Source organism: Halomonas sp. G15 (genome assembly GCF_021282295.1).
In the GTDB taxonomy this organism is placed as follows: Bacteria; Pseudomonadota; Gammaproteobacteria; order Pseudomonadales; family Halomonadaceae; genus Halomonas; species Halomonas alimentaria.
The window spans coordinates 15,547-28,556 of sequence record NZ_JAJSPA010000016.1; the positions used below are offsets into that span (position 1 = coordinate 15,547).

Sequence of the window (13,010 nt, forward strand, 5' to 3'; positions counted from 1 at the left end):
AGACGGCAGGTTGTCGCGGCAACCTAGAGCTCGATGCGATCACCGTAAGCGGGAATCTCCGCCTCGATCTCGCTCTCGGCCAGCGCCGCCTGGAGCACCTTCTGGGTCTCGGGCTCGCCATGCACCAGGTAGAAGCGCGGACGATTGCGGAAGGCCCCGGCCCAGCCGATCAGCTGACTCTGGCCGGCATGGGCCGAGAAACCACCGATGGTATGCACCTTCGCCTTCACCGCCAGGTCGTGGCCGAACACGCGGATGCGCTCGGCGCCGTCGACGATCTGGCGACCGATGGTGCCACCGGCCTGGAAGCCGACGATCACCAGCCGGGTGGCAGGTTTCTCCAGGTTGTAGCGGAAGTGGTGGACGATACGCCCACCGTTGCACATGCCTGCACCGGCGATGATGATCGCCCCGCCGTGGATGCGGTTGATGGCCATGGACTCCTCCACGGTGCGGGTCATGCGCAGCACCGGCAGGTACTGGCCGGGGTCACCGCTGGCCGCCTTGTTGAGCACCTTGAGGTCCTCGGGGTCGAGCGCCTTGCGCGCCCGGTGGTAGAGCTCGGTGACCCGGATCGCCATGGGGCTGTCGAGGAACACCATCTGCTGGCGCAGCCGCCCCTCGTGGTAGAGCACGCTGAGGTGGTAGAGGATCTCCTGGCTGCGCCCCACCGCGAAGGCGGGGATCAGCACGTTGCCGCCGTCGGCATGGGCCTGCTCCAGCACGCCGGCGAACTCCTCAAGGGTCTCCTCCAGGGGGCGGTGGTCACGGTCGCCGTAGGTGCTCTCCATCAGCACCAGGTCGGCTTCGTACAGCTTCTCGGGGTCCTTCATCAGCACCGAGCTGGGGTTGCCCAGGTCGCCGGAGAACACAAGACGCTTCTCCTGCCCGCCGGAGGGGATGGTGAGCTCGACGATCGCCGAGCCGAGGATATGGCCGGCGTCGCGGAACACCAGGGTCACGCCGCCGGGCAGGTTGACCGGCTGGCCGTAGGGGTGGGAGACGCACTGGGCAAGCGTCTGTTCCACGTCATCGAGGTCGTAGAGCGCTTCCACCAGGGGCCTGTCGTGGCGGCTGCGCCACTTGTTCTCCCACTCGATATCCTTGGCCATCACGAAGGCCGCATCCTGGAGCATGATCTCCAGCAGGTCGCGGGTGCCGCGGGTACAGTGAATGGGCCCGCGATACCCCTCGCGCACCAGCTTGGGCAGCAGGCCCGAGTGGTCCAGATGGCCGTGGGAGAGCACCACCGCCTCGAGCTCCTTCACCAGCTTGCCGAAGGGCTTCTCGTTGGCGCGGTCGGCGTCGGCCCCGCCCTGGTGCAGGCCGCACTCTAGCAACAACCGGTGGGGCCCCTGCTCGCCGTCCACCTCGAGCAGGTAGCGGGACCCGGTGACTTCCCCCACCGCGCCCAGAAAGGTCAGTGTCGACATGTGCATGCTCTCCTTGGCCAGCAGAATTGCCTCTCCTTGCAGCATAATGGTTCGGGGCGAGGGTGCACATCCGAACTTGACGATATGTCATATCGCCCTGCATAAGATGTCATAACGACCACGCCCCGCGCCGTTGTCACGGCGCGGGGCGTGGTCGTCTATAATGGTCGGCCCCGGTGGCAGGCGCCTGTCATCGATCAGCGATAGACCGGGAACTTGGTGCAGACGGTGGCGACCTTGGCCTTGACCTCGGCCTCGATGGCGGCGGAGTCTTCGCCCTTGGCCATCACGTCGAGGATGTCGCAGATCCAGCCGGCGAGGTCCTTGCACTCACCTTCACCGAAGCCGCGGGTGGTCACCGCCGGGGTGCCGATACGCAGGCCGGAGGTGACGAAGGGGCTCTGCGGGTCGCCGGGCACGGCGTTCTTGTTGACGGTGATATGGGCGCGGCCCAGGGCGGCGTCCGCATCCTTGCCGGTCAGCTCCTGCTTGATCAGCGAGAGCAGGAAGAGGTGGTCCTCGGTGCCGCCGGAGACCACGTCATAGCCGCGCTCGAGGAACACGCCGGCCATGGCCTGGGCGTTCTTGACCACCTGTTGTTGGTAGGCCTTGAACTCGGGGGCCATGGCCTCCTTGAAGCAGATCGCCTTGGCGGCAATGACGTGCTCCAGCGGGCCACCCTGGCTGCCCGGGAAGACGGCGGACTGCAGCTTCTTCTCGATCTGCTCGTCGCCCTCGCTGGAGAGGATCAGGCCGCCACGCGGACCGCGCAGGGTCTTGTGGGTGGTGGTGGTCACCACGTGGGCGTGGGGCAGCGGCGTCGGGTAGACGCCAGCGGCCACCAGGCCGGCCACATGGGCCATGTCGACCAGCAGGTAGGCGCCCACCTCGTCGGCGATCTCGCGGAACTTGGCCCAATCGATGATCTGGGAATAGGCGGAGAAGCCGGCGATGATCATCTTCGGCTGGTGCTCGCGGGCCAGCTTGGCCACCTCGGCGTAGTCGATGCGGCCGGACTCGTCGATCCCGTACTGCACTGCGTGGTAGTGCTTGCCGGAGAAGTTGGGCTTGGCGCCGTGGGTGAGGTGACCGCCGGCGTCGAGGCTCATGCCGAGCACGGTGTCGCCCGGCTTGACGAGCGCCTGGAAGACGGCGCCGTTGGCCTGGGAGCCGGAGTGGGGCTGGACGTTGGCGTAGGTGGCGCCGAACAGCTCCTTGGCGTAGTCGATGGCCAGCTGCTCGACGATGTCGACATATTCACAGCCGCCGTAGTAGCGCTTGCCGGGGTAGCCTTCCGCGTACTTGTTGGTCAGCTGGCTGCCCTGGGCCTCCATGACCCGGGGGCTGGCGTAGTTCTCGGAAGCGATCAGCTCGATATGGGCCTCCTGGCGCTGCACTTCCTTCTGCATGGCGTCAAAGAGAGCATCATCGAAACCGGCAATCGTCATGTCACGGCTGAACATCGGCGGGAAACCTCATATCACGGGGGTAAGGTGAATCACGGCATGATACCCCAGCCCCCCGCCCCTTTCACATGAAACGACGTCATCCCGGCCCGCACCGCATTCATCTTGCCTTGCCGGCTGACGGGCTCAGCGTGTCTCCACCTGCATGGCGAAGCGTTCGGGCAGCGCCAGGGGATCCTCGGCGAAGCTCTCGAGGCGCTCCTCCGCGGGCAGATCCAGGGTGACCACCAGCTCCTCGGCGCCGCCGGCCATGAGGTCGACCAGGCCGTTGAGCAGGTCGCGCACCTGGGGACCGAACATCATTCCGAAACCCTCGGCCTGGGTACCCGCCTGCTCGAGATACTGGGCCTTGCTGATCCCCTCCATGGTGGCGCCCAGGGTCGCCAACCGGGCGAAGAGCCCCCGCTCGGCGAGACGCAGCTCGAACCGGCCGCCACCCAGGGCAGCCTCCTCCAGCAGCGTCCCGTCGGCCAGAAGCGTGGCGACCTCCGCTCCTTCGGGCAGGGCCAGCAGGCTCTCCAGGTCGATCGCCATGACCAGGGCATCACGCAGGGTCAGCTCACCGTCACTGAACAGCCGTCCCGTCTGCTCGTCCTCGGGCTCCCAGCGGGCATCGAAACCGGCATCCAGGTGCAACTGGCCGCTGCCGTCGGTGAGCACATTGCTGGCCATGCGCAGGCGGGTGCGCTCCTCCTCGGGGGAGAGCGTGATCAGGCGGTCCAGGTCGACCGCCAGGGCCTCGAGGGCAAGCCCGCCCTGGCCGTCCTCGAAGTCGCCATCCAGGTCGAGACTGGCCAGGGAGGCGAGCATCCCCTCGGGGTGTTCCAGGCTGAGCTCGGTGAGGGTCATCACATCGAGCCACTCCTCCGCCAGCGCCTCGTCGTCCCGGGGCGGCACGGCGCTGCCGGGATCATCCAGCACGATGCGCGCGACGCCCAGTACCAGGGAGGCCTCCAGTTCCTGCGGGGCGTCCTCCAGGCGAATGCCCTCCACGCGAATGCCCTCCAGCGTGACGGAGTCCGGGCGCTCGTAGTCACCCTTCACCACGTAGCGGTCGATCCACAACGCCTCGCCGTCGGGGCCCTCGAAGCGCAGCTCCTCGGCACGGGTCTCGCCACCCAGCAGCGAGGTGGAGAGGTCGCCAATGACAAGCTCGCCTTGCTCGGCGACCAGGGCCCGCAGGTCGCTCTCGAGACGCTCGGTATCGGCGAATGCCGGGGCGCTGGCCAGCAGGGCAAATGCCAGAGGCAGCGCCAGGCACGGCGGGGCAGGATTCGGGAAACGCATGGGATCACCTCCGTGTGTGATCGAGCTGAGTGATCGTGGGGTCTGGCAGCAGTCTAGCCTAACGGGATGACTGCAGGCGCGCCTCGAGGTGAGCATTGACCGTGTCGATGACCGCCAGTCGGGCACGCCGCTTGTCATCGCAGCCGACCAGCGTCCATTCGGCGCCGTGGCGGTGGGTGGTGGCGAACATCTCGTCGATGGCCAGCCGATAGTCGTCCCAGCGCTCGCGGTTGCGCCAGTCCTCGTCGGTCAGCTTGTGACGCTTGTGGGGCGTGGCGGCGCGCGCCTCGAAGCGGCGCAGCTGCTCCTCCTTGCTGATGGCAAGGAACAGCTTGATCACCACCCCGCCGTGTTCGAGCTGCTGCTGCTCGAACTGACGGATCTCGGCGAAGGCGCGCTGCCACTCATCGGGCCTGGCGAGCGCCTCGACCCGCTCCACCAGCACCCGGCCATACCAGCTGCGATCGAAGATGGCGATGCGCCCATCGGCGGGCAGACGGCGCCAGAAGCGCCAGGCCCAGGGACGCAGGGTCTCCTCGTCGCTGGGCGCGGCGATGCGATGCACCCGGTACTGCCGGGCATCCAGCGCCGCGGTCAGGCGGTGAATGCTGCCGCCCTTGCCCGCCGCATCCTGCCCCTCGAAGACGATGACCACCGGCAGGCGGCGCCGGGCGGCCTCCCGCGCATTGATCGCCAGGCGCGCCTGGGCGGCGGCCAGACGCTCCCGGTAGCGGGACTTGTCGAGGCGCCGGGCGACCTCGGGGTCGGTGTGGCGCAGCGCGGGGGCCTCGGGCAGGGCCGCCAGCGACGAAGCCACCACGGGTCGCGGCGATGCGGCCGGCGCCTCGAGGGCATCCAGCAGCGCCTCTCCCACCCGCGGCAGCTGCTCGTCCGGGGCGCGCAGCGCCAGCCGTTGCCAGCTGGCGTAGGGGACCTCGGTGGCATCGCGCAGGCGCCGGCCCAGCGCCTGGATGGCGGCATGCTGGACGTGGCGCTGCCACTCCACCGGCCCTACCTGCCAGGCAAGTGCGGGATCGGCCTGCAACGCCTGCAGGCGCTCGCGCTGGGCATGGCGACCGATATCCATCCACAACTTGACCAGCGCCACCCCGGCGGCGGCGAGTTCGGCCTCGAACTCGCGGATCCTCGCCAGGCGATCCTCGAAGGCACCGGCGGAGAGGCGGCGCTCGGCGCGGGCGAACAGCGCGTCGCCATGCCAACCGTGGATAAAGATGCCGACCCGCCCGCGCTCCGGCACCCGCCGCCAGTAGCGCCACCAGTAGGGCCTGGCCTGCTCCTGGCTGCTGGGCGCGAGGGCATGGACCTCGGTATGGCGGTTGTCGAGCCAGTGGTTGAGGCGATTGACCAGCTGCCCCTTGTGGGTCACCGCATGGCCGGTCAGCAGCAGCACCACTGCGCGATCGCCACGCCGGGCCAGCTCGAGCTGGGCTTCCAGCAGCCGGTAGCGCAGGGTGTCCTGTTTCATCTGCTGCTCCGCATGTCGTTCATCTCAGGTCTCGCCCAGCAGGCCCAGGCTCGTCGCCGGGGCCTGGCGGCGCAGGTCCCGGGAGAGCAGGTGGCCGATGGCGCCGATCAGCAGCGCCCCACCCAGCGGCAGCGCCAGCCACAGCCACAGGTGCAGGCGCGGCGTCAGGTCGAGCCAGGCCAGATAGAGGGCGGCGCTGGCCAGTTCGGCGAGCAGTGCGCCCATCAGGCCACTGGCCAGGCCCAGGATGGCAAACTCGGCCCCCTGCACCCGGGAGAGCAGGCGATTGCCGGCACCGAAGACCCGCAGCAGGCCACTCTCGTGGGCGCGCACCGGGCGGCTGGCGGTCAGCGCCGCATACAGCACGCTGACGCCGGCCAGCAGCACGAAGGCGAGCACCACCTCCACGGCACGCGTCACCCGGGTGAGCAGGTCACGCACCTGGGCAAGGATGGCGTCGACGTTGAGCAGGGTGACACCGGGGAAGTCACGCACCAGGTCGCGCTGCACCTCGCGCTCCGCCTCGTCGAGGTGGAAGGCGGTGATATAGCTGTGGCCGAAGCGCTCCAGCACGCCGGGCGGGAAGATCACGAAGAAGTTGGGGCGGAAGCTGTCCCAGTCGAGGTCGCGCAGGCTGGTCACCTCACCGACCACATCGGCGGCGCCGATGGTAAAGGTCAGGGTGTCGCCCAGGGTCAGGCCGAAGCGTTCGGCCAGGCCATCTTCCATGGAGATCGGCACCCGCTCGACCCCGGGCTCGGCGGCGACCTCGTCGTACCAGCCAGCGGACTCGACCTGCTGCTCCGCACCGAACCACTCCCCCGCCACCAGGCGATTGCCCTCGGGCAGCGTCTCACGCCAGGTAAGGTTGAGCTCGCGACGCAGGGCATTGTCGCCGCGCGCCTCGGGGGGCACCGCCTCGCGCGGCGCCATGCCGTTGATGGCGGTGATGCGCCCGCGCACCATGGGGTAGAGGGCACTGCGGGCATCGGCGGCACCGCTGAGCGAGTCCTCGAAGGCCTCGCGCTCCTGGGGCTGGATATTGATGGCGAAGTAGTTGGGGGTATCCGCGGGGAGCTGCGCCTCCCAGGTGGATAGCAGGTCACCGCGCACCAGGGCGATCATCGCCATGGCGAAGAAGGTCACGGCGAAGGCCAGCAGCTGGCCGAGGCTGGCGGTGCGCCGTCGCGCCAGCTGGGCACCGCCCAGGCGCAGCGCCTGGGTAACACCTGCCTCCGTCCCGTCACGTGGCAGGCGCCCGGCCAGGCGCAACACGCCGCCGAGCAGCAGCGAGCCCAGCCCCCACAGCACCACCAGCATCACCAGGCCTCCCAGCAGCAGGCCCAGCGCCAGTGCCAAGTCGCCGGAGTAGAGCCACAGCAACCCGCCGAAGACGCCGCTGGCCACTGCCACCACCAGCCAGGCCGATGCCGGCAGCGGGTCGAGCTCGCGACGCAGCACCTTGAGGGCGCTGACCTTCTTGAGGCGCAGCAGCGTCGGCCCGGCGAAGCCCACCAGCACCGCCAGGGCGGTGAACACCCCGAGCCACAGCGGCAGCATGCCCGGGGCCGGCAGCTCCATGGGCAGCAAGGCCGTGAGCAACGCCAGCAGCGCGGCCTGGCCGGCCAGCCCCAGCAGCGCTCCCAGCACCGAGGCCGCCAGCGCCAGCCACAACAGCTGCAGGCCGAACAGCCGGGTCAGCTCGCCCTGGGTGGCGCCGAAGCAGCGCAGCAGCGCGGCGGTATCCAGGTGGCGGTCGACATAGCGCCGGGTGGACATCGCCACCGCCACGCCCGCCAGCAGCACCGCGGCGAGCCCCGCCAGGCTCAGGTAGCGCTCGGCGCGCTCCAGGGCGCTGCCCAGCCCCGGGCGGTCGCGGCGCACGTCGCGGACCTCCACACCGTCGCGGCGCAGGCGCTCCAGCAGCGGCGCCAGCTCATCGAGGATGTCCGGCGGCCCGGCGCCGAGCAGTTCGAACTCCACCCGCGAGCCATCCTGGACCAGCTCGGTGGCCTCCATGTCGTCGCGATGCATCATCAGCCGCGGGTTGAAGCTGCCGAAGCCCGCGGACTGGTCGGGTTCACGCTCCACCAGACCGCCGACGACCAGCTCGCTCTCGCCCAGGCGCACCCGGTCGCCGATCTCGGCCTCGAGCAGCAGCGCCAGGCGCGGCGCCAGCCACACCTCACCCGGGGAGGGACCGCGGGCCACTACCTCGACGCCCTCCCCCAGGTCGACGTGCACCCCGCCGTAGAGCGGATAGCGGCCATCCACCACCTTGAGGCTGGCGGGCTGGAAGGTATCCCCCAGGCTGACCATGGAGACCATGTCCACCTGATCGCTGAGCACCAGGCCCGCCTCCTCGAGGGTGCCGCGCAGCTCGCTGTCGAAGGGCCGCCCCTGCTCCAGCACCAGGTCGCCGCCCAGCAGCTGGCTGGCCTGGCGGGTCAGCCCGCGGTCCAGGCGGTCGAGGAAGAAGCCGATCATGGTGGAGGCGGCCACTGCCAGGGCGAGTGCCACGAACAGCGCACGCACATCGGGCGCGCGCAGGTCGCGGACGAGCCCCCGGGCCGAGAAGCGCGCCAGGCGCAGGACCGAAAGGCTCATGCGCTCACCTCATCGAGGTGCATCTCCGCAAGGCGACCATGCTCCAGGCGCAGGCAACGGTCGCAGCGCCGCGCCAGGGCGTGGTCGTGGGTGACCAGCACCAGGGTGGTGCCCGCCTCGCGGTTGAGCGAGAACAGGGCATCGATGATGCGCTCGCCGGTGGCGGGGTCGAGGTTGCCGGTGGGTTCGTCGGCGAACACCAGCTCGGCGCCGGTGACGAAGGCCCGCGCCAGGGCCACGCGCTGCTGCTCGCCGCCGGAGAGCTGCTTGGGCAGGTGGTCGAGGCGCTCGCCCAGCCCCACCCGCGTGAGCCACTCGCGGGCGCGCTGCTCGCTGTCGGAGCGCGGCGAGAGCTCCAGCGGCAGCAGCACGTTCTCCAGGGCGGTGAGGGTCGGCAACAGCTGGAAGTTCTGGAACACGAAACCGACACGGCCGGCGCGCAGCCGCGCCCGGCCATCCTCGTCGAGGTCGGCGAGCCGATGGCCGAACATCTCGAGCTCGCCGCCGGTGGGCAGGTCGAGCCCGGCCAGCAGCCCCAGCAGGGTCGACTTGCCGGCACCGCTCTGGCCGAGTATTGCCACCGTCTCGCCGGGGAACACCGAGATCGCCAGGTCACTCAGAATGGTGAGCCGTCGCTCGCCGCTGATAACCTGCTTGCTCAGCCGCTCGGCGTGTAGAATCGGCGTCGTATCCTTGCGAGAGGTAGCATTCATGAAGAAGGGACTCCCTGATGTGGCATGGCGCTGGGCGCTGGGCTGGCTGCTGGCGCTTGCCCTGGGCGCGGGCCCAGTGTCGGCCGACGGACGCCCCACGCTGCTGGTGATGGGCGACAGCCTGAGTGCCGCCTACGGCATCGAGGCCGACGCGGGCTGGGTCAGTCTGCTCCAGGCGCGGCTCGACGGGAAGGCGCGGGTGGTCAACGCCAGCATCAGCGGTGAGACCTCCAGCGGCGGCGCAGCCCGGCTGCCCGAGCTTCTCGGACAGCATGACCCCGACATCGTTCTGCTAGAGCTGGGCGGCAACGACGGCCTGCGCGGCCTGCCGCCAGGGCAGTTTCAGGCCAACATGCGACGCATGGTCGAGGCGAGCCGAGAGGCGGGCGCCGAGGTACTGCTGCTGGGGATCGACATCCCGCCCAACTACGGCCGCGCCTACCGCGATGCCTTCACCGGGGTCTACCGACGCCTGGCAGACGACTTCGACCTGGCACTGGTGCCCTTCCTGCTCGAGGGCGTGGCACTGGACGACAACCTGATGCAGGACGACGGCATCCATCCCACCGCCGCCGCCCAGCCGATGATTCTCGACACCGTGTGGCCCGAGCTCGCCCCCCTCCTCGAGGAGAACGGCCTGACGCTGGCCGAGGCACAGGGCTGACCGCAGGCCCCGGGCTTACGAGCGGCTCAAGGTCGACCGGGCGGATTGGCTCACGGCTGTGCCGACGGGGCCGGCGCCTTCTGCCACTGCTGCAACCCGAGGCCGGTGAGGATCAGCACCAGGCCGACCAGTGTCGAGGCCAGGATCGGCTCCCCCACCACCAGATAGAGGAGCAGCAGCGACACCGGCGGCGACAGGAAGATCAGGTTGGAGACCCTGGACGTGCGCGACACCCCGTGCACGGCCAGTTGCCACAGCACGAAGGCGATGCCCATCTCGAACAGCCCCACGTAGACCCCCGCGCCCAGCGCCGGCCAGCCGTGCCACTCAAGGCCGGGGCCGGCCAGCAGCAGCACCGTGAGCACCGGCACCCCGACGCTGAAGTTCTGCCACTGGGCCACCAGCGGCGGGCGGTGGTCGCGGGCGTTGAGCAGCCAGTAGAGCGCCCAGATCAGCGTCGAGGCCAGCGCCATGCCCACGCCGAGCGGGTCGGCGAAGGCCACGTCGAAGACCGCTCCGCGGGTAGCAATCACCCACACCCCTGCATAGGCGATCAGCCCGGCCGCGACGTCCATGCGGGTCAGCCGCTGGCCGAGGATCGGCACGGCCAGGAAGGCCATGGCCAGCGCCCAGGTGTAGTTGAGCGCCATGGCCTCCTGGCCCGGCAGGCGGTCGTAGGCACCGAACAGCACCAGGTAGTAGGCCACCGGGTTCATCAGCCCCGCCCAGGCGGCGGTGCGCCAACCGTGACGCAGCGCCTGGCCGGCGAGCCCCTGGCGGGCCACGAGCACGCCGATCAGCGCCCAGGAGACCAGCGAGGCGAGCCACATCAGCTCGAGGGGTGACATGTAGCCCAGCGCCACCTTGAAGGCGGTGGCCACGGTGGACCACAGCGCCACAGCGCCGAGGCCGTAAAGCATTGCCTGGCCGTCGCGGGTCATGAGGCCGGCCTCGGGTGGCTGGTGCAGTCGAGAAGTCTTATAGGTGACACGGCGGCCTCCCTGTCGCGACAATAGGGAACCCATCCTACCAGCGAGGAGCCCCCATGGCCGCACCCGAGATCAGCCAGCGCCGCCTCTACGAGTGGCTGACCGGCGACGAAGACAGCCGGATGTGCAAGGACATTCCCGACGAGGCCTGCGACGAGCAGCCGCGCAGCTTCTTCCTGCACCTGGTCGCCTCGCTGGGCAACAAGCTGGCCGACGAGCTATCCAGCGCACGCCTGGTGCTCCCCTGGCTGCTGGGGGTGATCGGTGCACCGCTATGGATGGTGGGCCTGCTGGTGCCGATCCGCGAATCCGGCGCCCTGCTGCCGCAGCTGTTCGTGGCCGGCTTCATCCGCCTCAAGCCACAGCGCAAGTGGGTGTGGGTGGCCGGCGGGCTGCTCCAGGCGGCCGCCGCCGCGGTACTCGCCCTGCTCGCGCTGTTCGGCGCAGGCGCCGTCGGCGGGGGCCTGGTACTCGTCGCCCTGGTGGCACTCTCGCTGGCCCGGGGGCTCTCCTCCATCGCCACCAAGGACGTACTGGGCAAGACCATCGCCAAGCAGCGCCGCGGCACCCTGATGGGCTGGAGCGGCAGCGTGGCGGGGGCCGTGACCCTGGCCGCCGGCGGCGTGCTGATGCTCTTCGAGGATCGACCCGGCGAGATCGCGCTGGCCGTTCTGCTCGGCGTGGCGGCGCTGGGCTGGGCGCTGAACGCCCTGTGCGCGGCGCGCATCCGCGAGGCCCCCGGCGCGGTGGAGGGCGGCGAGAACGCCTGGGACAGCATCAAGCTGGGGCTGCGCCTGCTGCGCGAGGATCGCGCCTTCCTGCACTTCAACGTCTCCCGCACCCTGCTGCTGGCCAGCGCCCTGGCACTGCCCTGGGTGGCGCTGCTCGGCCAGCAGCAGAGCGGCACCGAACTGGGCGGCCTGGGGGTGCTGATCGTGGTCTCGGGGCTCGCCGGCATGCTGGCAAGCCCGGTATGGGGCAAGCGCGCCGACACTTCGAGCCGGCGGGTGATGCGCGATGCCGGCCTGGGCGCGGCGGCGTGCTGCCTGCTCGGCGCCGCCATCGCCTGGCTGCCGGGCGGCTGGACCCAGACGGTCTGGCCCTATGCGCTAGTCTATGCGCTGCTGGTGATCGTCCACGCCGGGGTGCGCCTGGGCCGCAAGACCTATGTGGTCGACATGGCGGATGGCGACAACCGCGCCCTCTACGTGGCGCTCTCCAACACCATTACCGGGGTGCTGCTGCTGGTGGTGGGCGGCGCGGTCGGCGCCCTTGGCCAGTGGCTGGGCAGTCCCGCCCTGCTGGTGGTGCTCGCCGGCATGGCGCTGGCCGCCGCCGCCAGCGCCAGCCGGCTTCCCGAGGTGGAGTGACCGACTGCGACGGCTATCGGCGACGAGCCTTGGGCCGCGTTGAAATCCCGCCGGCTACTGGCCATGCTATCTGGCACAATCGAGTGCAGAACGCACGTCGTCACTCAGGCGGCCAGGACCGGATCCGCGACAGGAACGCCCATAATGGAACACCCGACATGAAACGATCCCCACTGATCAGCCCTGACCTGCTCGAGCGCATCATCGACGCCTCGGAGGACGGCATCGTGGTCGCCGAACAGGAGGGCGACGAGAACATCCTGATCTACGTCAACCAGGGCTTCGAGCGTCTGACCGGCTACAGCGCCGACGAGATCCTCTACCAGGACTGCCGCTTCCTGCAGAACGACGACCGCGATCAGGAGGGCCTCGTGGCCATCCGCAAGGCGCTGGCCGAGGGACGACCCTGCCGCACCGTGCTGCGCAACTACCGCAAGGACGGCACCCTGTTCTACAACGAGCTCTCGATCACGCCGGTGCATGACGACGACGACAACCTCACCTACTACATCGGCGTGCAGAAGGATGTCACCGAGCGGGTCGAGGCCCAGCAGGAGCTGGAGCGCCTCAAGGCCGAGCACGGCCTGGAGTAAGCCGTCCCGGGGCGATCACCCGGCGCGGTGCTGCAAAAAAACCGGCAGCGGGGCTTGTGCTCCTCGCGCGTTGCATATATACAGCGCCCAGGCAACCCCGTTGCCTGGGCGCTTCGGATTCCACAGACGCACAGGGGATGAGAAGCGATACGTGACCGGTCGACACCCGTCGACCACTGGCCATGGGAGGAACACCACATGGGCCGTGAACACCTTCTCGATCCTGGATACGATGATGACCAGGAACTCTCCGACGCCATGAACGATGACGACTACGCGCGTCCCCGCGCTTCCAGTCGTGCCGACACCCTGCGCGCCCGACGCCGCGTGGAGGCGCTGCTAGAGGAGCGGCGCCTGCGCCGTGCCATCGAGGACGACTGGGCCATCGACGAAGAGGAGTAG

Annotated in this window: 11 protein-coding genes; 4 read left to right on the plus strand and 7 right to left on the minus strand. The window is 69.6% G+C overall.

Annotated elements, in window-relative coordinates:
* Positions 1-23: 23 nt before the first annotated feature.
* The 6 genes from LWH48_RS09430 to LWH48_RS09455 all read right to left on the minus strand — a co-directional run bounded on the left by LWH48_RS09430 (position 24) and on the right by LWH48_RS09455 (position 8,992).
* Positions 24-1,433 (minus strand): MBL fold metallo-hydrolase RNA specificity domain-containing protein, encoded by a 1,410-nt coding sequence (locus LWH48_RS09430; RefSeq protein ID WP_232912340.1) that lies wholly within the window; start codon positions 1,431-1,433, stop codon positions 24-26.
* 197 nt (positions 1,434-1,630) lie between these two features.
* Entirely contained in the window at positions 1,631-2,896 is a 1,266-nt protein-coding gene (glyA, locus tag LWH48_RS09435) for a serine hydroxymethyltransferase (RefSeq protein WP_232912341.1), read from the minus strand.
* 129 nt (positions 2,897-3,025) lie between these two features.
* Positions 3,026-4,186: a hypothetical protein gene (locus tag LWH48_RS09440; RefSeq protein ID WP_232912342.1), complete on the minus strand. Its 1,161-nt coding sequence runs from the start codon at positions 4,184-4,186 to the stop codon at positions 3,026-3,028.
* A gap of 58 nt (positions 4,187-4,244) precedes the next feature.
* Complete coding sequence (locus LWH48_RS09445) at positions 4,245-5,672, minus strand: polyphosphate kinase (RefSeq protein WP_232912343.1); 1,428 nt, start codon at positions 5,670-5,672, stop codon at positions 4,245-4,247.
* Between the two features lie 24 nt (positions 5,673-5,696).
* Positions 5,697-8,279 carry an ABC transporter permease gene (locus LWH48_RS09450; protein ID WP_232912344.1) on the minus strand — a complete coding sequence of 861 codons (2,583 nt, stop codon included), beginning with the start codon at positions 8,277-8,279 and terminating at the stop codon, positions 5,697-5,699.
* A complete protein-coding gene (locus tag LWH48_RS09455) occupies positions 8,276-8,992 on the minus strand; it encodes an ABC transporter ATP-binding protein (protein WP_232912345.1) in 717 nt (238 codons plus the stop codon). The genes LWH48_RS09450 and LWH48_RS09455 overlap by 4 nt, the downstream gene beginning before the upstream one ends.
* Here LWH48_RS09455 and LWH48_RS09460 point away from each other — a divergent pair.
* On the plus strand, positions 8,991-9,656 hold the full coding sequence (locus LWH48_RS09460) for an arylesterase (RefSeq protein WP_161431038.1): 666 nt from the start codon (positions 8,991-8,993) through the stop codon (positions 9,654-9,656). The genes LWH48_RS09455 and LWH48_RS09460 overlap by 2 nt on opposite strands.
* Positions 9,657-9,706: 50 nt before the next feature.
* Here LWH48_RS09460 and LWH48_RS09465 read toward each other — a convergent pair whose 3' ends face one another.
* Entirely contained in the window at positions 9,707-10,597 is an 891-nt protein-coding gene (locus LWH48_RS09465) for a DMT family transporter (protein ID WP_232912346.1), read from the minus strand.
* 104 nt (positions 10,598-10,701) lie between these two features.
* On the opposite strand from LWH48_RS09465, the gene LWH48_RS09470 reads away from it, so the two are divergent.
* From LWH48_RS09470 to LWH48_RS09480, 3 genes are all read left to right on the plus strand, one after another.
* Positions 10,702-12,015, plus strand: coding sequence for an MFS transporter (locus LWH48_RS09470; protein ID WP_232912347.1), 1,314 nt, complete (start codon positions 10,702-10,704; stop codon positions 12,013-12,015).
* A 158-nt stretch (positions 12,016-12,173) separates the two neighbouring features.
* Complete coding sequence (locus LWH48_RS09475; RefSeq protein WP_232912348.1) at positions 12,174-12,608, plus strand: PAS domain-containing protein; 435 nt, start codon at positions 12,174-12,176, stop codon at positions 12,606-12,608.
* A 198-nt stretch (positions 12,609-12,806) separates the two neighbouring features.
* Entirely contained in the window at positions 12,807-13,010 is a 204-nt protein-coding gene (locus tag LWH48_RS09480) for a PA3496 family putative envelope integrity protein (protein ID WP_161431032.1), read from the plus strand.

Excerpts from the sequence above, each read along its gene's own strand:
- LWH48_RS09430 (WP_232912340.1), bottom strand. The coding sequence starts at position 1,433 with ATGTCGACACTGACCTTTCTGGGCGCGGTGGGGGAAGTCACCGGGTCC.
- LWH48_RS09445 (WP_232912343.1), bottom strand. The coding sequence starts at position 5,672 with ATGAAACAGGACACCCTGCGCTACCGGCTGCTGGAAGCCCAGCTCGAG.
- LWH48_RS09465 (WP_232912346.1), bottom strand. The coding sequence starts at position 10,597 with ATGACCCGCGACGGCCAGGCAATGCTTTACGGCCTCGGCGCTGTGGCG.
- LWH48_RS09460 (WP_161431038.1), top strand. The coding sequence starts at position 8,991 with ATGAAGAAGGGACTCCCTGATGTGGCATGGCGCTGGGCGCTGGGCTGG.
- glyA (WP_232912341.1), bottom strand. The coding sequence starts at position 2,896 with ATGTTCAGCCGTGACATGACGATTGCCGGTTTCGATGATGCTCTCTTT.
- LWH48_RS09475 (WP_232912348.1), top strand. The coding sequence starts at position 12,174 with ATGAAACGATCCCCACTGATCAGCCCTGACCTGCTCGAGCGCATCATC.
- LWH48_RS09480 (WP_161431032.1), top strand. The coding sequence starts at position 12,807 with ATGGGCCGTGAACACCTTCTCGATCCTGGATACGATGATGACCAGGAA.
- LWH48_RS09455 (WP_232912345.1), bottom strand. The coding sequence starts at position 8,992 with ATGAATGCTACCTCTCGCAAGGATACGACGCCGATTCTACACGCCGAG.
- LWH48_RS09470 (WP_232912347.1), top strand. The coding sequence starts at position 10,702 with ATGGCCGCACCCGAGATCAGCCAGCGCCGCCTCTACGAGTGGCTGACC.
- LWH48_RS09440 (WP_232912342.1), bottom strand. The coding sequence starts at position 4,186 with ATGCGTTTCCCGAATCCTGCCCCGCCGTGCCTGGCGCTGCCTCTGGCA.
- LWH48_RS09450 (WP_232912344.1), bottom strand. The coding sequence starts at position 8,279 with ATGAGCCTTTCGGTCCTGCGCCTGGCGCGCTTCTCGGCCCGGGGGCTC.